We start from the raw sequence: 18636 nt of genomic DNA on the forward strand, positions 1-18636 counted from the left end.
TCGTAACGTTGTTCCTGCGCCGATTTGATATCAGCTTGCGGGCGCATTATAAATGCCAGCTAAAGCGTCAGATCAAGCGATCCGCTGCAGCCACTGGCCAGCGGATTTTTTGTTTTCTGCTGCCGAAAAGCCGTACCCCGCGTGAAAACGCATGGCGCCGAGTTAATCGACAACTTGCAGGGCGCCGTTAAACCAACTCTGCTAAAGCGTCGCTCGGATAGTCCGGGCGACCGACAAGGAAGACCGAGACCATGTACGACTGCGAACAAGACCGTTACACCGAGTTTGCCACCACCCCTGCCCGTTCCACCCCATCGCTGCGCGGCGAGCTGCGCGCCATCCACCTCGGCGACAATGCCGGCGCCCGCCAGCTGACCTCACTGCTGGCCTGGGCCAGCGAACGCGGCCTGGCCGCCAGCCTGCAACAGGGCAAACTACTACTGCAGGATGTCGATGTCGACCAGGCGCTGCAGATCAACCGCCTGTTCGGCAACGCGCTGATCATCAGCTGCCACCTGCGCCGCCCGGGCATCGCCTGAGCCCGCTGCGCGGCACGGACGCCGCGCGGCCGATCCGGCTATAATCGGCGGTTTGCTCCCGAGCTGGATTGACATGCTGTTTCACCTTGATAAGGCTGGCTGGCCGCGCATCCGCGAAGAAACCCGCACCCTGAGCCATCTGGCGCTGCCGATGATGGTGGCGCAGATCGCCCAGGTCGCGACCGGTTTTGTCGACACGGTGATGGCCGGCCGCGTCAGCACCGACGATCTGGCGGCGGTATCGCTGGGCGCCAGCATCTTCATCACCGTCTATGTCACGCTGATGGGCATCGTCAGCGCGCTGAACCCTATCCTGTCGCACCAGTTCGGTGCCGGCGAAACCCGCAGCATCGGAGAAACCGCGCGCCAGGGCCTGTGGTTCGGGCTGCTGCTCGGCTGCCTCGGCGCGCTGCTGATGCTGGCGATCCAGCCACTGTTGCGCCAGTGGCTGAGCCTACCGGACACGGTGGAGGACAAGGTGATGCTGTTCATCAGCGGCACCGCCATCGGCATGCCGGCGGCGATGATGCACCGTGCGCTGCACGCCTTTGCCTCCAGCCTCAACCGCCCGCGCCCGATCATGGTGGTGAGCCTGATCGCGCTGCTACTGAACATTCCGCTCAACTACATGCTGATCCACGGCCTGTTCGGCCTGCCGCAACTGGGCGGTGCCGGCTGCGGCTGGGCCACCGGCATGGTGATGTGGTTCAACGCCATCACGCTGTTCGTCTACCTCGCCCGCAACCGGGCACTGGCCGACTACGGCCTGACGCAGCAATTCAGCTGGCCGCAATGGTCGCGCTTTCCGGCGATGCTGAAGCTGGGGCTGCCGATCGGACTGTCGTTCTTCGTCGAGGTCAGCCTGTTTTCCTTCATCGCGCTGCTGATCGCGCAGCTGGGCACCCTGGTAGTGGCCAGCCACCAGGCGGTGCTGAATTTCTCCAGCCTGATCTACATGATCCCGCAGAGCATCGCCACCGCACTGACCATCCGCGTCGGCCAGAGTATCGGCAGCGGCGACTACCAGCAGGCGCGGCTGATCAGCGGCCTCGGTATTGCGCTCAGTATCGCCGCCGCGGTGCTGACCATGCTGCTGGTGCTGCTGTTCCGCCACCAGATCATCGCCATGTACAGCCCGGACCCGGCGGTGGTGGCGCTGGGCAGCACGCTGATGCTGTTCGCCGCCTTTTACCAGCTGACCGACGCGATGCAGACGGTAGCCTCCGGTGCGCTGCGCGGCTACAAGATCACCACCCTGCCGATGGCAATCCACATCGTGTCGTTCTGGGGTCTCGGCCTCGGGCTGGGCATGGTGCTGGGACTGACCGACTGGCTGGTGCCGCGCATGGGCGTGCACGGCTTCTGGGCGGCACTGGTGGTCAGCCTCAGCGTGGCGGGGCTGACCCTGGTCGGCTACCTTTCCCATATCAGCAGGCAGCGCCTGCATCGTCAAACCTTGTGAGGCCCGCTTCGTGACCATCACCTTCCAGCAACACGTTTCGCTGCGACCGTTCAACACCTTCGGCATTGCCGCCAGCGCACGCCGCTACACCGAGCTGCAGCAGCTGAGCCATCTGCCGGCCCTGCTGACCGAGCTGGACGGCCCGGTGCTGTGGCTGGGCGGCGGCAGCAACCTGCTGCTGCGCGACGACTACCCCGGCACCGTGGTACGCATCCTGCTAAAGGGCATCCGCCTGCTGGCCGACGACGGCGACAGCGTGGTCATCGAGGCCGCCGCCGGCGAAAACTGGCACGACTTCGTCTGCCATACCCTGCAGCAGGGCTGGTGCGGGCTGGAAAATCTCAGCCTGATCCCCGGCACCGTCGGCGCCAGCCCGATCCAGAACATCGGCGCCTACGGCGTGGAAGTGAAGGACTGCATCACGGAAGTGGTGTGCGCCGACCTGCAGCACGGCGGCGCGGCGGTGACGCTGGCCAATGCCGACTGCCGCTTTGCCTACCGCGACAGCGTGTTCAAGCAGCACGCCGGCCGCTATCTGGTGACCGCGGTGCGCTTTCGCCTGTCGCGCCATGCGCACAGCAAGACCGGCTACGGCGACATCGCACAGCAACTGCTGGCAATGGGCATCAGCGGCACGCCGAGTGCGCAGGAGGTCAGCCGCGCGGTGATCGCCATCCGCCAGAGCAAGCTGCCGGATCCGGCGCAGCTGGGCAATGCCGGCAGCTTCTTCAAGAATCCGATCGTCGACAACGAGCAGGCCGCCGCGCTGCTGGCGCGCTTTCCGGCGCTGCCGCACTATCCGGCCGGCGAAGGCAAGGTGAAGCTGGCGGCCGGCTGGCTGATCGACCAGGCAGGGCTGAAGGGCTACCGCGACGGCGACGCCGGCGTGCACGCCAAGCAGGCGCTGGTACTGGTCAACTACGGCCACGCCAGCGGCCGGCAAATCGCTGCGCTGGCGGCCAAGGTACAGACCACGGTGCTGGACCGCTATGGCGTGGCGCTGGAAGCCGAACCGATCATGCTGTAACTGGCAACAGACAAGCAGCAATGCAATGCGGCCAACCTTGGACAAGGTTGGCCGCATTGCTTTCCAGCCTCCGGCATCACAGCAAATGCGCGGCCGCCAGGAACAGGTACACCACCGCGCCAAAGCCCACCGTCCAGCACAGCGAGCGCAACGTGGCCCAGTCGGCGACATAGCACACGCCATAGCCGAGCCGTGCCACGATGAAGACAGCGGCCGCTGCATCCAGCTGCAGCGGGGTCACCATCATCAGGTAGGCGACGATGACGGCGGCGGCAAACGGCGCGAACGCCTCCCAGGAATTCTGCTGCGCCCACTGTGCACGCTGGCGCCAGCCCTGCAGCCCGGCGAGATAGCGCCGCGGCTGATGATTATCGAAACCCGGCCCGCTTTTGGCCAGCACCGCCCATAGTAGCGGCATCGCCGCAGCCAGCAGGATGGCCCAGAACGCAAACTGCATCACACTCCCCTTTCAGTCAGCGCACCAGATAGCGCGCATCATCAAAACTGCGCACCCACTGCGGCCGGTACACCACCATGATCGACAGCACCAGCCCGCTGGTGAACGCCTCCGACCACGACAGCAAAAAATAGAACGGCAGCGCGTTATCCAGCAGGTAGGGCCAGTCGTATACGCCCTGCAGCCACAGCAGCGCCATGCCGCTGGCGGCGGCGACTATCAGGCTCAAGCCGCCGGCGAGAAAGGCGTTGACGAAGACATAGACGAACAGGTGTGCCGGCAGATAACGCTGCGCCAGACGCAGGGCCAGCGCGGTCACCGCCACCGCCGGCAACAGCGTGACGCAGAAATTCAGCCCCAGCGCCAGCCAGCCCAGTTGCCCTGCCGCCACCTGCAACAGCAGCACCAGCGCCAGGGCCAGCAACGCCAGCTCTGGCCCCATCAGCAGGGTGAAGATCGCCGCCCCCAGCAGGTGAAACGACAGCCCCGGCTGCAAGCCGGCCTTGACCAGCCACATCGCGGCCAGCAACACACAGGCCGCCGCCCAGGCACTGACCGCGCCGGATGGCAGCGTGCGCCACGGCACGCGCCACGCCGCCAGCGACAGCAGCAGCAACATCAGGCCGGTGGCAGCCCACAACAGTGGCGGGGAAAACAGCGTATCGGGAAAATTCATCGGCGGATCGGGACGGGCGACAGAACTTCATCATAGCAGAGCACCCCACCGCCACGCCAAAGCGGGGTAAAATCGCGCTCTTTGCCCCGGACTCCGACCATCATGCCGACCTTGCCCGCCCAGCACCTGATCGCCCACTCCGTCAGCCTTGCCCTAGCCGAAGACATCGGCGACAAGGACTGGACTGCCGCCCTGTGCCCGAACCAGCCGGGTGAAGCGCGCATCGTGGCGCGCGAAGCGGCGGTACTTTGCGGCCAGGCGTGGCTGGAAGAGTGCTATCGCCAGATCGACGCGCGCTGCCGGGTGCAGTGGCACGTCGCAGAAGGCGCCCGCATCGGCAACGGTGACGTGGTGTGCACCATCAACGGCCCGGCGCAGGCGCTACTCACCGCCGAACGCAGCGGCCTGAACTTCCTGCAGACGCTGTCCGGCGTCGCCACCGAAACGCGTCGTTACGTCGATGCCGTCGCCGGTAGCCGCGCCGTGATCCACGACACCCGCAAGACGGTACCCGGCCTGCGCCTGGCGCAGAAGTACGCCGTCACCGTCGGTGGTGGCGCCAACCAGCGCGTCGGCCTCTACGACGGCATCCTGATCAAGGAAAACCACATCATCGCCAACGGCAGCATCACCGCGGCGCTCAAAGCCGCGCGCGCCATCGCCCCGCCGCATGTGACGCTGCAGGTGGAAGTGGAAAACCTGGCCGAGCTGGACGAGGCGCTGGCCGCGGCCTGCCCGCTGATCCTGCTCGACAACATGTCGCTGAACGAGATGCGCGAGGCGGTACGCCGCAATGCCGGCCGTGCGCAGCTGGAAGCCTCCGGTGGTGTCGATCTGGACAGCGTGCGCGCCATCGCCGACACCGGCGTCGACCGCATTTCCATCGGCAAGCTGACCAAGGACGTACGCGCCATCGACTTCTCGATGCGCTTCGTCAACTAAGCTACCGGCGCCTGCCGGCGCCCTACGCCACAACGACAAAAGGTTGGCCGCAAGCATCACCGCTTGCGGCCAACCTTTTGTCTGTCACGGTACTTGAGCACGGCGAATGGCGCCGCCCCGCGTTATCCGCATCGGCCGTTAGCCGGCCAGCACCGCAGCAGCTAGCTCGCCGGCTTGTCGCGCACCTCGTAGCCCTTGGCCAGCAGCGCCTTGCGCCACTCGTCCAGCGCCATCGCCACCAGCGCCGGCTGGCCACTGAAACCGAATTCGATGTGCATCTGCGGAATGGCGTCGGTGCCGAAATTGGGCAGGCTGGAAAAACGCAGCGCCGGATAGCGCGCCACGAATTCCTGCATCAGCGTGATCAGGTCGCCCTCACGCGCCTCGATGGCGATGCAGCCCTGCTCCACGTCCGGGTGCTCGGAAAACAGCGCCCGGTACTGTGTGTCCAGTACCCACGCCACCATCGGCCACGCCATATTGGGAAAACCGGGCACGAAGTGCACGTCGCGACAGGAAAAGCCCGGCATCTGGTTGACCGGATTGGGGATCAGCCGCGCGCTGACCGGCAGCCGGCCCATATTGATGCGGTGCGGATAGGCGTCGACGCCAAAGCGACCTTCGATCAGCTGCTTCGCCTCGGGGTGAATCTCCAGCGCCTCGTCCAGCGCCCGCGCGGCACAGGCACGGGTGTAGTCGTCCGGCGTGGCGCCGATGCCGCCAAAGCTGAACACCAGATCGCCACTGGCAAAGGCGCGCCGCAGCGCCGCTTCGATGCGAGCCGGATCGTCACCGAGGTGCTCGACCCAGGCCAGCTTCATGCCGCGCTCCGCCAGCAGGCGGATCAGCGCCGGCATGTGCTTGTCCTGGCGTTTGCCGGACAACAGTTCGTCTCCGATGATCAGCGCGCCGGTGTTCATGTGCTTAATCCTGTGATGAGGGAACGCAAGCGATAATACAGCAGCCCCAGCCATTCGCGCTCCGCCTGATACACCTCCTGCATCGCACGCCCGCTCGGCAGCCAGTGCTGCAGCCAGATGCCGTCATAACGACTATAGCCGGTCGGCGCCGCCAGCACCTGTAGGCCGGCGGCACGGAACGGCGGCAGCGCGCGCGGCATGTGCCACGCCTGTGTCACCAGCGTGATGCGGCCAACCTTGGCCTCGCGCAGCAGCGCGGCAGACAGGCTGGCATTGTCGGCGGTGGTTTCCGCAGCGGCCTCCACCCAGCGTGGGGTGATGCCGTAATCCTGCTGCAGCACGCGTGCCATCACCACCGCCTCGGCCTCGCCGCCGTTGGGGGCGCCACCGGTCAGCAGCAGCGGCAGGCCGCTGGCCCGCGCCAGATAGGCGCCATAGCGCAGTCGCGCCAGGCTGTCGCCGGACGGCACGTTGGCCGCATACTCCGGCGCCGGGCGCTGGCCGCCGCCGAGCACCACGATGGCGCCGGTCGTGCGCACCTGCGCCAGCGTGGCCGGCGCAAACGTTTCCAGCGCGCCGTTAAGCCGCATCGCCAGCCACGGCGTCGCCTGCAGATAACTCAACAGCAGTGCCAGCAGCAACAGCAAGCGGCCCGCCGCCGGTGCCCGCCGCTGCCAGTAGCCGCCGATCAGCAGCAGCAACAACCCGTTCAGCGGCGGAAAAAACAAAGCCCCGAGTGCCTGGCGGAGCAGGACATCGGGGCTGAGAGTGTCAAGCATGGTGATTGTTCTCGCGACACGGCGGCTATATCCGCCTCGGGCAAGCACACACAGGGCGGCCGGCAGGCCGCACCCGTGACCGGACGGAATTAACCGCCGAGGTAGGCGTTACGCACGCGCTCGTCGTCCAGCAGTTCCTTCGCCGGGCCGCTCATGCTGATCTTGCCGCTTTCCATCACATAGCCGCGCTGCGATACCTGCAGCGCCAGCTTGGCGTTCTGTTCCACCAGCAACATGGTCACGCCTTCGGCCGCCACCATCTGGATGATCTCGAAGATCTTTTCCACGATCAGCGGTGCCAGACCCATCGACGGTTCGTCCAGCAGCAACAGCTTCGGCTGCGAGATGATCGCACGCGCCATCGCCACCATCTGCTGCTCACCGCCGGACAGGGTACCGGCCAGCTGCTTCTGGCGCTCCTTCAGGCGCGGGAACAGCTCGTAGCCGCGCTCGATGTCGCGCTGGATGCCGTCCTTGTCGTTGCGATGGAAACCACCCATTTGCAGGTTTTCTTCCACCGTCAGCTTGCCGAAGATGCCACGACCTTCCGGCACCATCACCAGACCGTTACGCACGAAATCGTGGGTGGCGATGCTGGTGGTGTCCTTGCCATCAAAGTTGATGCTGCCGCCGGCGATCTTGACCATGCCGACCAGGGTTTTCAGCGTGGTGGTCTTGCCGGCGCCGTTGGCACCGATCAGGGTCACCAGCTCGCCCTTGTTGATGTGGAAGTCGATGCCCTTGACGGCCTGAATGCCACCGTAGGAAACCTGCAGGTTCTTGACGTCTAGAATGCTCATTCGTGTGCCACTCCCAGATAAGCCTCGATCACTTTCGGATCTTTACGTACCACTTCGGGCACACCTTCCGCAATTTTCTTGCCATAGTCGAGCACGGCGATACGATCGCACAGGCCCATCATCAGCTTCACGTCGTGTTCGATCAGCAGCACGGTGACACCACCGTCGCGGATCTTTTCCATCAACGCCTTCAGCGATTCGGTCTCGCTCGGGTTCATGCCGGCGGCCGGTTCATCCAGCGCCAGCAGCTTCGGCTCGGTGGCCAGCGCACGGGCGATTTCCAGACGACGCTGGTGACCGTAGGACAGGTTCTTGGCACGCTCGTAGGCGACATCCTCGATGCCGACATAGCGCAGCAGTTCCCAGGCCTTGGCCTCGATCTCGGCTTCCTCGTCGCGGGTGGCCTTGTTGCGCAGCACCGCACCCAGCGCATTGGCCTTGGAGCGGATGTGACGGCCAACCATCACGTTTTCCAGCGCCGTCATCTCGTGGAACAGACGGATGTTCTGGAAGGTACGGGCGATACCGGTATTCACCACCACGTGCGGTGGCGCACGGAACAGGTCGTTGCCGTCAAAGGTAAAGGAGCCTTCGTCCGGGGTGTACAGGCCGGTCAGCACGTTGAACATGGTGGTCTTGCCGGCGCCGTTAGGACCGATCAGGCCGTAAATCTCGCCCTTGTTGATGTGCAGGCTGACATTACTCAGTGCGTGAAGGCCGCCAAAACGCTTGTTGATGCCTTCGATTTTCAGCAAAACTTCAGACATGGCTTAACCTTTCTTCGCATCTTTGAATTCGGCCGCACGACGCTTGGACGGCCACATACCTTCAGGACGTACCAGCATCATGATCACCATCGCTGCACCGAACAGCAGCATACGGGCGTTTTCCGGGTCGACAATCATTTTGCCGAAGGTATGCATCTGCAGCGGACCGATCACGTCACGCAGGACTTCCGGCGCAATGGTCAGCACCACGGCACCCAGGATCACGCCAGGGATGTGACCCATACCGCCCAGTACCACCATTGCCAGGATCATGATCGATTCCAGCAGGCCGAACGATTCCGGCGAGATAAAGCCCTGGAAGGTCGCGAACAGGCCACCGGCCACACCACCGGACAGCGCGCCCAGCGCAAAGGCCAGCAGCTTGATGTTGCGGATGTTGAGGCCCATTGCCGCCGCGGCGATCGAGTCTTCACGCATCGCCACCCATGCACGACCGATACGGGAGTGTTGCAGGCGGTAAACCATGATCACCACCACCACGGTCAGGAACAGGAACACGTAGTAGTACATGTGCACCGGGTTCAGGCTGAAACCGAATACCTCGATGGCCTTGCCCAGCGACACGCCGCCGATCTGGATCGGATCGATCAGGTTGATACCCTGCGGCCCGTTGGTGATGTTCACCGGGGCGTTCAGGTTGTTCATGAAGATCCGTACGATTTCACCGAAGCCCAGCGTCACGATCGCCAGATAGTCGCCCTTCAGCTTCAGTACCGGAGTACCCAGCAGCAAGCCGAACATCGCGGCCAGACCGGCGCCCAGCGGGATCGAGATGTAGAACGGCAGGTGAATATCGAAGTGCGGCGAGCCCAGCAGCGCGAAGGTGTAGGCACCGACGGCGTAGAAGGCGATGAAACCCAGGTCCAGCAGACCGGCAAAGCCGACCACGATGTTCAGACCCAGCGCCAGCATTACATACAGCAGCGCGAAGTCGATGGTGCGCACCCAGGAGTTACCCAGGGTATTGCCGACCACGAACGGCAGCACGGCCAGCACGATGGCGGAGGCAATAAAGACCGCCAGTTTTTTGTTGGTATCCATAGTCATGCTCACTTGTCTCTCCCTATTAGGCGCGATCGGCCATTTTCTCGCCCAGCAGGCCAGAAGGACGGAAGATCAGAACGACGATCAGCACAGCGAAGGCAAAGATGTCCTGATAGTGCGAACCCAGGAAACCACCGGTCAGGTCACCAATATAGCCGGCACCCAAACTTTCGATAATGCCCAGCAGGATGCCACCGGCGACGGCGCCACCCAGGTTGCCGATACCACCCAGCACCGCGGCGGTAAACGCCTTCAGGCCGATCATGAAGCCCATATAGTAGTGAGCCTGGTCATAGTTGGTGGCAACCATCACACCAGCGATGGCACCCAGCGCCGAACCCATCACGAAGGTCGCGGAGATGATGGTATTGACGTTGACACCCATCAGGCTGGCAACTGCCGGGTTCTGGCTGGTGGCGCGCATCGCGCGACCCAGTTTGGTCTTCTCGACCACGACCAGCAGGCCGATCATCAGCAGCAGGCACAGGGCAACGATACCCAGTTGCAGCTTGGTGATGGTGGCACCGAAGATCTCGATGGTTTCGTGATCCAGGATGGCCGGGAACGGGATGTAGTTACGACCCCAGATCAGGATGGCAACCTGCTGCAGCACGATGGACAGGCCGATCGCGGTGATCAGCGGTGCCAGCTTGGGTGCGCCACGCAGCGGGCGGTAAGCTACGCGCTCGATGGAGTAGCCCAGCAGCATGCAGGCGGGAATGGCGACCAGCAGGCCGATCAGTACCAGCATCGGACCCGGCAGACCGACACCGGCATTCATCAGGGAAGTAACAACGGTGATGGTAACCATGGCGCCAAACATCACGACTTCGCCATGCGCGAAGTTGATGAGGCCCATGATCCCGTACACCATGGTGTAACCAAGTGCGATCAGGGCATAAATGCTGCCCAGCACGAGGCCGTTCAGGATCTGTTGCAGAAAAATGTCCACGGTGGGATCTCCTAAGGATGATTGTCCCGACGATTTATGCGGGGTTTACCCTCTTTTACCGTCTTCTGTGCAAAGGTCGGCAGTTGGGTTTCTGTCCGACAAGCCGAGCGGATTATGATAGCGTATCCAATCGACTGTCAATCGCAAAAACTTGAGAAATTAAGGTTTTTTTGCGATTTTTTTAACACAATGCAAGTCATTGATTTAATTAAAAAAAACAAGCAAAAAATACTGGCCGCAATTCAATGTTGCGTTGCAACCAAAGGCTTTTTTTGATGTTCTTTTTCGCGCGTATTATTTTTAAAAATTTTCCTTTCTTTTCGCAAACGAACCAAATTTGTTTCAATTCGAATCACAAATACGCCGCCGATGCACCAAATCCGCGCAAAAGCAAAAAACCGATTATGGATACAATCGATTTTATTTGCTTTTGCACTCACACAACAAAAAAGCCACCTGCGACATGATCGCAGATGGCCTATATGCAAATGCATTTTCCAGATGGGTTTAATTACACCATTTGGAAAGGATACACCGAGCCCAGGGCCAGGATGCCGCTCAGTTCGTCCAGTGCGGTACGGCACTCGACAAGCAGTTGCGGATCGGCCAGATCGTCCGGTGACAGGCGGTCGCGATAATGCCGGTCTACCCAAGCATTAAGCGTGCCAAATAATGCATCACTCATCATTACGTTCGGATTGACCGCCGCAATCTCCGCCGCCGACAGCGCCACACGCAGGCGCAGGCAGGCCGGGCCGCCGCCATTCTGCATGCTCTGCTTCAGGTCGAACACGCGCACCTCGTCGATCGGGCCGCCGGAACTGCTCATCTTCTGCAGGTAAGTCCACACCCGCTCGATGTTGCGGCACTCTTCCGGCACCACGATGATCATCTTGCCGTCCGGCTTCGACAGCAGCTGGCTATTGAACAGGTAGCTTTTTACCGCCTCTTCGACGCTGACTTCTGCCAGTGGCACCTCGATGGCGATGAAGTTGCCGCCGGCCGCGGCCAACTTGCGATCCAGTTCGGCCAGCACCTCGGCCTGGTGCAGGAAGGACTTCTCGTGGTGGAACAGCACATTGCGGTTCCCGACCGAGATCACGTCGTTATGGAACACGCCGGCGTCGATGGTATCCGGATCCTGCTGCGCGTAGACCACGCCCGCTTCCTTCAGACCGTGCAGGCGGGCCACCGCCTGGCAGGCTTCCAGCGTCTGCCGCGCCGGGAAACGCGCCGGCTTCGGGTAACGCCTGTCAAAGGCGGCGGCACCAAACACGAAGAACTCGACGCCAGCGCCATCGTATTCATGGCAGAAGCGGGTATGGTTGGCCGCGCCCTCGTCACCGAAGTGCATCTGCGCCGGCAGCGCCGGGTGCACCGCGAAACGGGCCTCGTCGGCGAACATCGCCTGCAGGATGCGACGGGTGGTCGGATGCTCGATGGAGCGGTGGAACTTGTTGTTCAGGTTGGCCGGCGTGAAGTGCACGCGACCGTCGGCGGTGTCACCGGACGGGCTAACGGTGGCCGCGTTGGCGGTCCACATGCACGACGCCGAGGTGGCGGCCGCCAGGATCGCCGGCGCCTCTTTCGCGGCGCGGGCAATCACCTGCGCGTCGCTGCCGCCAAATCCCAGCAGCCGCAGCGAGGCCACATCCGGACGCTCGTGCGGGGCCAGCACGCCCTGCTTGAAGCCGAGGTCGTGCAGCGCCTTCATCTTGGCCAGGCCCTGCTTGGCGGCCAGCTTCGGGTTGGAGGCGGCATTCTGGTTGCCGGTGGAGGCGACGTTGCCGTAGGACAGGCCGCTGTAGTTGTGCGTCGGCCCCACCAGGCCGTCGAAGTTCACTTCAAAAGCGTTGCTCACAGTACGATCCCCGGAGAAAGTTGAGACGGAACGGTCAGGCTGTCGCATTCCAGCGACGCAACCGGCCACGCGCAGTAGTCGGCGGCGTAATAGGCACTAGGACGGTGATTGCCGGAGGCGCCAATGCCACCAAATGGTGCAGCGCTGGAGGCGCCGGTCAGCGGCTTGTTCCAGTTCACCACCCCGGCACGGCTTTCCAGCAGGTACTGCTCGTACTGGCCGCGATCGTCGGACAGTACACCGCCGGCCAGGCCGAAGCGGGTGTCGTTGGCCAGTTCGATCGCTTGGTCAAAATCGCGGTAACGGATGATCTGCAGCAGCGGGCCGAAGAACTCGTCGTCCGGACGCTGCGCGTGGGTGGTGTCGATGATGCCCGGCGACAGGATGGCGCCGACTTCGGACAGTCGCTTCATCTCCAGCAGCACCTTGCCGCCAGTGGCGGCCAGGCTGGCCTGCGCTGCCAGCAGCGCGTCGGCAGCGGCATTGGAAATCACCGAGCCCATGAACGGCTGCGGCTCGTCGTTGTACAGACCCACCTTAAGGTTGGCCGCAACCTGTACCAGCCGCGCGATGAAGGCATCGCCTTCGGCGCCCTCGGCCACCAGCAGGCGGCGGGCGCAGGTGCAGCGCTGGCCGGCGGAGACGAAGGCAGACTGGATCACGTGATGCACGGCGGCATCAACATCGGCGACCGTGCCGACGATCAGCGGATTGTTGCCGCCCATTTCCAGCGCCAGGATTTTCTCCGGCTGGCCGCCGAAGGCCTTGTGCAGCAGGTTGCCGGTGCCGGAGCTGCCGGTAAAGAACAGGCCATCGATACCGTCGTGATTGGCCAGCGCGATGCCGGTTTCCTTGGCGCCCTGGGTCAGGTTGATCACCCCGGCCGGCAAGCCGGCCTCGTGCCACAGGCGTACGGTTTCCTGCGCCGTCCACGGTGTCAGCTCGGACGGCTTGAAGATCACGGTGTTGCCCGCGATCAGCGCCGGCACGATGTGGCCGTTCGGCAAGTGACCGGGGAAGTTGTACGGCCCGAATACCGCCACCACGCCGTGCGGCTTGTGGCGCAATACCGCCTGCGCGTCGCCCATCGCCGCGCTACGCTCGCCGGTGCGCTCGTTATAGGCTTTGATCGAGATCTCGACCTTGTTCACCATGGTGGTGACTTCGGTCTGCGCTTCCCACATCGGCTTGCCGGTTTCCTTGGCGATGATCTCCGCCAGCGCGGCCTTGTTGCTGTTCAGCAGTTCGCCAAAGCGGCGGATGACGGCCAGACGCTCGTCCAGCGCGGTGCGCGCCCAGCCCTTGAATGCGGCACGCGCGGCGCGCACGGCGGCGTCGACTTGCTGCGCATCGGCGGCCTGGCCTTGCCAGATCAGGATGCCGGTGGCCGGGTTGTTCTTGTTCAGCTGCTCGCCGCTACCGGACAACCAGCTGCCATTGATGAATTGCGTTGCCATTTATGCAGTCTCCTTCGGCGACAGTGCCACCACGCGCACCACATCGCCCTGCTTGATATTCAGTGTTGCCGCCTGTTCCGCGCTCAGCTTGACGCTGTCCGCGCCCGGCGCCAGCTCGGCCAGCAGCACGCGGAAGCCGTCAAAGCCGGTGTTGGACACCAGATAGAAGCCGGTTGCCGTGCCGTCTGCACTGTCGCCAACGTTGGCCGCAAGCAGGCGGCTGTCGCGCACCGCGCGGATGTCGCGGGTGTAGGCCTGTACCGTCGGGCCAGCGTCGAAAATGTCGACGTAGCCTTCATAGCGGAAGCCTTCGCTGTGCAGCATTGCCACCGCCGGGCGGGTGTTGTCGTGGGTCTGGCCGATCACCGCCTGCGCGTCCTGCGGCAGGAAGTCGATGTAGACCGGGAATTTCGGCATCAGCTCGGCGACGAAAGCCTTCTGGCCGACGCCGGTCAGGTAGTCGGCCTGCGCGAACTCCATCGAGAAGAAGTGGCGGCCGAGCGCCTCCCAGAATGGCGAGTTGCCGGCGGCGTCGGACACGCCGCGCATCTCCGCCACCACCACCTTGCCGAACATTTCCGGGAACTGCGCCAGGAACAGGAAGCGGCTCTTGGACAGCAGGCCACCGTTCTTGTTGACGCGGAAATCCGGGTGCAGGAACAGCGTGCACAGCTCGGAGTAGCCGGTGTGGTCGTTGGACAGGAACAGCGTTTCGTGACGGGTGTAGACGTCCAGCTCTTCCGAGGCGTGGACGATGGTGCCGACACGGTAGTTGTACCAAGGCTCTTTCAGGCCGACCGCCGCTTCCAGCGCGCAGATGCCGCCGACACGGCCGCTGGCGGTGTCTTCCAGCACGAACACGTAGCCGCGCTCGGCCAGATCGGCCTCGCCGCTGAAGCTTTTCTCGGAGCGGGCAATACGGGCGCTGAGGCGCTCTTCGTTCACCGGCAACGAGGTCAAACCCACGCCGGCGCTGCGCGCCAGCTCCATCAGGCCGTCCAGGTCGGACGCCTTGACCGGGCGAATCACCATCATGCTGCAACCCTCCCTTGTTCTGCTTGCAATAGCGGCGCGACACAGGCGATCTGGCCACTGGCGAGCGACAGCGCGCGCGCGGTATCCGGTGTGATGAACAGCACGTCGTCCACCAGGCTGGCATGCGCCTGCGCCAGGGCGAACTGGTCGCTGCGATGGTTGGAAATCACCATCTCTTCGGCGCCTTCCGGCAGCACCGGCGCCACTTCAACCTGCGCCCGCAGCTGCTGGCGCATGCTGAACAACTGGTCGACCTCGGCGGTCAGCACCGCGCCACCGTCAAAGATGTCGATGTAGTTGTCGGCCTCGAAGCCTTCGCGACTGAGGATGTTGAACGGACGCTCGAAATCGGGGTGAATCTGGCCGATGGCGTTTTGCGCCTGATCCGGCAGCAGCGGCACGTAGATCGGGTAGGTCGGCATCAGCTCGGCAATAAAGGTCTTGCTGCGTTGGGCGAAGGCCTGCTCCACCTGCGGGAAGTCCATATTGAAGAAACGGCGACCAATAGCGTCCCAGAACGGCGACTGCGCGTTGGCGTCGAGAATGCCCTGCATCTCGACCAGGATGCGGCGACCGAAACGTTCGCGCGCGGCGGCCATATAGAGGAGTCGGGCACGCGACAGCAGTTCCAGCGCGCGCAGCGACAGGTTCGGCATGCAGTAGAAGCCGCACAGCTGCACCATGCCGGTCAGGTCATGGCACATGTTCAGCACGTGGATGCGGTTGTTCACCTTCAGTGCGCGCGAGGCGTGCACCATGGTTTCACTGCGGTAGCTGTAGAACGGCTCTTCAAAGCCGGCGGAGGCGCTGATCGACGCGGTGCCGACCACCTGGCCGTCGTCTTCCAGCACGAACATATAGTATTCGCGGCCGGTGCCGGCTACCGCCTCGTGCTCGAAGGCACCGAGCGAGGTCTGGATTTTTTCGTAGAGCTTTTCCCGATTGTTCGGCAAGCTGGTGACGCCAATCCCGCTGTCCACCGCCATTGTTTCAATGACTGGCAGATCGGAAATGCGTACTGGACGCACGATCAACATGGTTATTTCTCCCTCGTGGCGTTCCGGAACCGGGCGCAGCAAGCCCCGCTCCGCTGCCGTGGCGGCAGCGGAGTTCCCCAGAATGCGGATTTGATTAGGTTCCGGAAACGGAAATCAGGCGCGGTTGGCAGCAACCAGTTCGGCGATGGCGGCATCGAAACGTGCCAGACCTTCGTCGATGTCTTTGTCTTCGATCACCAGCGACGGTGCAAAACGCACCACCGACAGGCCGGCGACCAGCACCATCAGCTGTTTGGCTTCGGCGGCTTTCAGGAATTCACGGGCGCGGCCGGCAAATTCGTCGGAGACCACGGCGCCGATCAGCAGGCCCATGCCGCGGATTTCCTTGAACACGTTGTACTTGGCGTTGATCGCGTTCAGGCCGTCAACGAAACGCTGGTGCTTGGCGCGCACGCCGGCCAGCACTTCCGGACGGCTGACGATCTCGACCACTTTCTTGGCCACCGCCGATGCCAGCGGGTTGCCGCCGTAGGTGGTGCCGTGGGTGCCGACGCCAAAGCTCTTGGCGATCGCGCTGGTGGTCAGGATCGCGCCCACCGGGAAGCCACCGCCCAGGCCCTTGGCCGAGGACAGGATGTCCGGAGTAACGTTGTATTCCTGGTAAGCGTACAGCGAGCCGGTACGGCCGACGCCGGTCTGCACTTCATCGAACACCAGCAGCGCATTGTGCTGGTTGCACAGTTCGCGCGCCGCATCCAGGTAGGCCTGGGTTGCCGGCAGTACGCCGCCCTCACCCTGTACCGGCTCGATCACCACCGCGCAGGTCTTGTCGGAAATGGCGGCCTTCAGCGCGTCGATGTCGTTGAACGGCACGTGGGTGATGCCGGCCGGGTTCGGGCCGAAGCCTTCGGTGTACTTCGGCTGGCCACCGACGTTGACAGTGAACACGGTACGGCCGTGGAAGGAATTGGTGCAGGAGATGATCTCGTGCTTGTCGGCGCTGTAGTGGTCGGCGGCGTATTTGCGCGCCAGCTTGAACGCGGCCTCGTTGGCCTCGGCGCCGGAGTTGCACAGGAACACGCGCTCGGCAAAGGTGGTTTCGGTCAGCAGCGAGGCCAGTTCCAGCGCCGGCTCGTTGGTGAACACGTTGGACAGGTGCCAGACCTTGTTGGCCTGCTCAGTCAGTGTGGCGACCAGCTCCGGATGGCAATGCCCCAGCGAGTTAACCGCAATACCGCCAGCAAAATCGATGAATTCACGACCTTGTTGATCCCACACGCGGGAGCCGGCAGCCTTGACCGGGATGAAACCGGCCGGCGCGTAGTTCGGGACCATGACCTGATCAAAGGTATCGCGGGTAACGTTGGTGCTCATTGATAGTTCCTTATTGCAATCTGTACTGGATTTATTGTGTGAACAGCGTCTGTTACCGATTCTAATCCAATCATGGAAACAGACCATATCCTCTTTGCGACATCCGCTTACACATTTCCCTGAAATGTCCAACAATGTGCAAACGCAATAAATCCCTCTAAAATCAGATGGTTAGAAATATTTTTATAGATAGGCGCCGGATTTGTCCGGAATTTCGCCGCTTCCCGCCGCCGGCGCCGATCTGCCGGCGTGGCCTGTGCGCTTGATTCGCGTCATTGGCAGGGGCGTCAAGATTACCGACACTTGTGCTTTGCACCAAGCCAGGATTGCCAACATGACCACCCACCCCCTACTACAAAGGTTGGCCGCCACACCCCATCGCGCGGCATTCTTGCCCGGCCTGCTTGCCGCCCTGCTGCTGCTGGCGGTATGGAGCAGCGAATTGCTGCTGCGCCAGCAAGGCGCCAGCCTGCACCGCGAGCTCAGCCCGCTGCAGGCGCACGCGGCGCTGATGCTGTACGGCCTGTTTCCGTTTTTCATGACCGGCTTCATCCTGACCGCCGCGCCGCGCTGGCTGAACGCCACCTCGCCGGCACGCTGGCGCTGCGTACTGATCCCGCTGCTGTTATTTACCGCCCTGCTCTGCGCACTGGCGGCACTGCCGGGCTCGCACTACTGGCTGGCGGCCGCCGCACTGCTGTGGCTGGCGGCGCTGGCGCTGCTGGCGCAGACCATGCAGCAACTGCTGAGTCAAAGCACGGTGACCGACCGCCTGCACGCGCAGGCGGTGCTGGCTGCGCTGCTGGCCGGCTGCGGCGGACTGCTGGCGATGCTGTACTGGCTGCTGGCCGACGTGGCGACAGCGTGGTGGTGGATGCGCAATCTGGCGCTGTGGGGCTTCTTGCTGCCGGTTTTCCTCGCCGTCAGCCACCGCATGCTGCCGTTCTTCACCCAGAGCGTGATTGCGCCCTACCAGGTGTGGCGGCCGCGCTGGCTGCTGCTGGCGTTGCTGGGCGGCAGCTGGCTGTACGGCGCGCTCGCCATTGCCCAGTTGCCGCTGTGGCCGGCCAGCCTGCTGCTGTGCGGCCTCAGCGCCACCTGCCTCTATCGCTGGCAGTCGTGGTGTAGCCGCAGCGTGCCCCTGCTGGCCATGCTGCACCTCGCCTTCGCCTGGCTGCCGCTGGCCTTCCTGCTGCTGACGCTGGCGGATTTCGGCCTGGTGTCGTCGCTGGCTGGGCTGCACGCGGTAACGGTCGGCTTCTTCATCACCATGCTGGTCGGCTTCGCCTCGCGGGTGATGCTGGGCCATGCCGGCCATCCGCTGCAGGCCAGCCGCGGCCTGTGGTGGCTGTACCTGCTGCTGCACGGCGTGGCGCTGCTGCGCGTCAGCGCCGATCTGCTGCCGGCGTTCGCGCTGCGCGGCTATGTGCTGGCGGCGCTGAGCCTGCTGCTGGGCCTGCTCGGCTGGGCATGGTTCGGCCTGCCGTTGCTGGCGAAAAAGCGTGCCGACGGCAAGCCGGGCTGA

18 protein-coding genes are annotated in these 18636 nt (G+C 63.4%); 5 read left to right on the plus strand and 13 right to left on the minus strand.

Annotation, left to right across the window (positions count from 1 at the left end; genetic code table 11):
• Window positions 1–251: 251 nt before the first annotated feature.
• The 3 genes from ACG97_RS09385 to murB all read left to right on the plus strand — a co-directional run bounded on the left by ACG97_RS09385 (window position 252) and on the right by murB (window position 3028).
• On the plus strand, window positions 252–539 hold the full coding sequence (locus ACG97_RS09385; protein ID WP_047967097.1) for a hypothetical protein: 288 nt from the start codon (window positions 252–254) through the stop codon (window positions 537–539).
• Between the two features lie 73 nt (window positions 540–612).
• Window positions 613–2001: an MATE family efflux transporter gene (locus ACG97_RS09390; protein ID WP_047967098.1), complete on the plus strand. Its 1389-nt coding sequence runs from the start codon at window positions 613–615 to the stop codon at window positions 1999–2001.
• A 10-nt stretch (window positions 2002–2011) separates the two neighbouring features.
• Entirely contained in the window at window positions 2012–3028 is a 1017-nt protein-coding gene (murB, locus tag ACG97_RS09395; protein ID WP_047967099.1) for a UDP-N-acetylmuramate dehydrogenase, read from the plus strand.
• 76 nt (window positions 3029–3104) lie between these two features.
• Here murB and ACG97_RS09400 read toward each other — a convergent pair whose 3' ends face one another.
• A complete protein-coding gene (locus ACG97_RS09400) occupies window positions 3105–3485 on the minus strand; it encodes an MAPEG family protein (protein WP_047967100.1) in 381 nt (126 codons plus the stop codon).
• 16 nt (window positions 3486–3501) lie between these two features.
• Window positions 3502–4161 carry an energy-coupling factor ABC transporter permease gene (locus ACG97_RS09405; RefSeq protein ID WP_053068121.1) on the minus strand — a complete coding sequence of 220 codons (660 nt, stop codon included), beginning with the start codon at window positions 4159–4161 and terminating at the stop codon, window positions 3502–3504.
• A 102-nt stretch (window positions 4162–4263) separates the two neighbouring features.
• On the opposite strand from ACG97_RS09405, the gene nadC reads away from it, so the two are divergent.
• On the plus strand, window positions 4264–5103 hold the full coding sequence (gene nadC, locus ACG97_RS09410; protein ID WP_047967101.1) for a carboxylating nicotinate-nucleotide diphosphorylase: 840 nt from the start codon (window positions 4264–4266) through the stop codon (window positions 5101–5103).
• Window positions 5104–5264: 161 nt separating this feature from the next.
• Here nadC and ACG97_RS09415 read toward each other — a convergent pair whose 3' ends face one another.
• The 11 genes from ACG97_RS09415 to ACG97_RS09465 form a co-directional block, all read right to left on the minus strand.
• Window positions 5265–6023, minus strand: coding sequence for a molybdopterin-binding protein (locus tag ACG97_RS09415; RefSeq protein WP_047967102.1), 759 nt, complete (start codon window positions 6021–6023; stop codon window positions 5265–5267).
• Window positions 6020–6802, minus strand: coding sequence for a YdcF family protein (locus ACG97_RS09420; protein WP_047967103.1), 783 nt, complete (start codon window positions 6800–6802; stop codon window positions 6020–6022). The genes ACG97_RS09415 and ACG97_RS09420 overlap by 4 nt, the downstream gene beginning before the upstream one ends.
• Window positions 6803–6891: 89 nt before the next feature.
• On the minus strand, window positions 6892–7602 hold the full coding sequence (locus ACG97_RS09425) for an ABC transporter ATP-binding protein (protein ID WP_047967104.1): 711 nt from the start codon (window positions 7600–7602) through the stop codon (window positions 6892–6894).
• Window positions 7599–8369, minus strand: coding sequence for an ABC transporter ATP-binding protein (locus ACG97_RS09430; RefSeq protein WP_047967105.1), 771 nt, complete (start codon window positions 8367–8369; stop codon window positions 7599–7601). The genes ACG97_RS09425 and ACG97_RS09430 overlap by 4 nt, the downstream gene beginning before the upstream one ends.
• A gap of 3 nt (window positions 8370–8372) precedes the next feature.
• Entirely contained in the window at window positions 8373–9437 is a 1065-nt protein-coding gene (locus tag ACG97_RS09435) for an ABC transporter ATP-binding protein (protein WP_047967106.1), read from the minus strand.
• A gap of 19 nt (window positions 9438–9456) precedes the next feature.
• Window positions 9457–10386 carry a branched-chain amino acid ABC transporter permease gene (locus ACG97_RS09440; RefSeq protein WP_047967107.1) on the minus strand — a complete coding sequence of 310 codons (930 nt, stop codon included), beginning with the start codon at window positions 10384–10386 and terminating at the stop codon, window positions 9457–9459.
• Window positions 10387–10897: 511 nt separating this feature from the next.
• Entirely contained in the window at window positions 10898–12247 is a 1350-nt protein-coding gene (gene astB / locus ACG97_RS09445) for an N-succinylarginine dihydrolase (protein ID WP_082133709.1), read from the minus strand.
• On the minus strand, window positions 12244–13704 hold the full coding sequence (gene astD, locus ACG97_RS09450) for a succinylglutamate-semialdehyde dehydrogenase (RefSeq protein WP_047967109.1): 1461 nt from the start codon (window positions 13702–13704) through the stop codon (window positions 12244–12246). Before astD ends, astB begins: the two co-directional genes overlap by 4 nt.
• Entirely contained in the window at window positions 13705–14739 is a 1035-nt protein-coding gene (astA, locus tag ACG97_RS09455; protein ID WP_047967110.1) for an arginine N-succinyltransferase, read from the minus strand.
• Window positions 14736–15776: an arginine/ornithine succinyltransferase subunit alpha gene (gene aruF / locus ACG97_RS09460; protein ID WP_047967111.1), complete on the minus strand. Its 1041-nt coding sequence runs from the start codon at window positions 15774–15776 to the stop codon at window positions 14736–14738. Before aruF ends, astA begins: the two co-directional genes overlap by 4 nt.
• A 114-nt stretch (window positions 15777–15890) precedes the next feature.
• Window positions 15891–17111, minus strand: a complete 1221-nt coding sequence (locus tag ACG97_RS09465; RefSeq protein ID WP_047967112.1) for an aspartate aminotransferase family protein — start codon at window positions 17109–17111, stop codon at window positions 15891–15893.
• 334 nt (window positions 17112–17445) lie between these two features.
• On the opposite strand from ACG97_RS09465, the gene ACG97_RS09470 reads away from it, so the two are divergent.
• Window positions 17446–18636 carry an NnrS family protein gene (locus ACG97_RS09470; protein WP_047967113.1) on the plus strand — a complete coding sequence of 397 codons (1191 nt, stop codon included), beginning with the start codon at window positions 17446–17448 and terminating at the stop codon, window positions 18634–18636.

Origin of the sequence: Vogesella sp. EB (genome assembly GCF_001037925.1) — a bacterium.
GTDB lineage: Bacteria > Pseudomonadota > Gammaproteobacteria > Burkholderiales > Chromobacteriaceae > Vogesella > Vogesella indigofera.

Bases quoted from the DNA above. Each gene is read 5' to 3' on its own strand.
- ACG97_RS09385 (WP_047967097.1), top strand. From the start codon at position 252: ATGTACGACTGCGAACAAGACCGTTACACCGAGTTTGCCACCACCCCT.
- ACG97_RS09390 (WP_047967098.1), top strand. From the start codon at position 613: ATGCTGTTTCACCTTGATAAGGCTGGCTGGCCGCGCATCCGCGAAGAA.
- ACG97_RS09400 (WP_047967100.1), bottom strand. From the start codon at position 3,485: ATGCAGTTTGCGTTCTGGGCCATCCTGCTGGCTGCGGCGATGCCGCTA.
- ACG97_RS09405 (WP_053068121.1), bottom strand. From the start codon at position 4,161: ATGAATTTTCCCGATACGCTGTTTTCCCCGCCACTGTTGTGGGCTGCC.
- nadC (WP_047967101.1), top strand. From the start codon at position 4,264: ATGCCGACCTTGCCCGCCCAGCACCTGATCGCCCACTCCGTCAGCCTT.
- ACG97_RS09415 (WP_047967102.1), bottom strand. From the start codon at position 6,023: ATGAACACCGGCGCGCTGATCATCGGAGACGAACTGTTGTCCGGCAAA.
- ACG97_RS09420 (WP_047967103.1), bottom strand. From the start codon at position 6,802: ATGCTTGACACTCTCAGCCCCGATGTCCTGCTCCGCCAGGCACTCGGG.
- ACG97_RS09425 (WP_047967104.1), bottom strand. From the start codon at position 7,602: ATGAGCATTCTAGACGTCAAGAACCTGCAGGTTTCCTACGGTGGCATT.
- ACG97_RS09430 (WP_047967105.1), bottom strand. From the start codon at position 8,369: ATGTCTGAAGTTTTGCTGAAAATCGAAGGCATCAACAAGCGTTTTGGC.
- ACG97_RS09435 (WP_047967106.1), bottom strand. From the start codon at position 9,437: ATGACTATGGATACCAACAAAAAACTGGCGGTCTTTATTGCCTCCGCC.
- astD (WP_047967109.1), bottom strand. From the start codon at position 13,704: ATGGCAACGCAATTCATCAATGGCAGCTGGTTGTCCGGTAGCGGCGAG.
- astA (WP_047967110.1), bottom strand. From the start codon at position 14,739: ATGATGGTGATTCGCCCGGTCAAGGCGTCCGACCTGGACGGCCTGATG.
- aruF (WP_047967111.1), bottom strand. From the start codon at position 15,776: ATGTTGATCGTGCGTCCAGTACGCATTTCCGATCTGCCAGTCATTGAA.
- ACG97_RS09465 (WP_047967112.1), bottom strand. From the start codon at position 17,111: ATGAGCACCAACGTTACCCGCGATACCTTTGATCAGGTCATGGTCCCG.
- ACG97_RS09470 (WP_047967113.1), top strand. From the start codon at position 17,446: ATGACCACCCACCCCCTACTACAAAGGTTGGCCGCCACACCCCATCGC.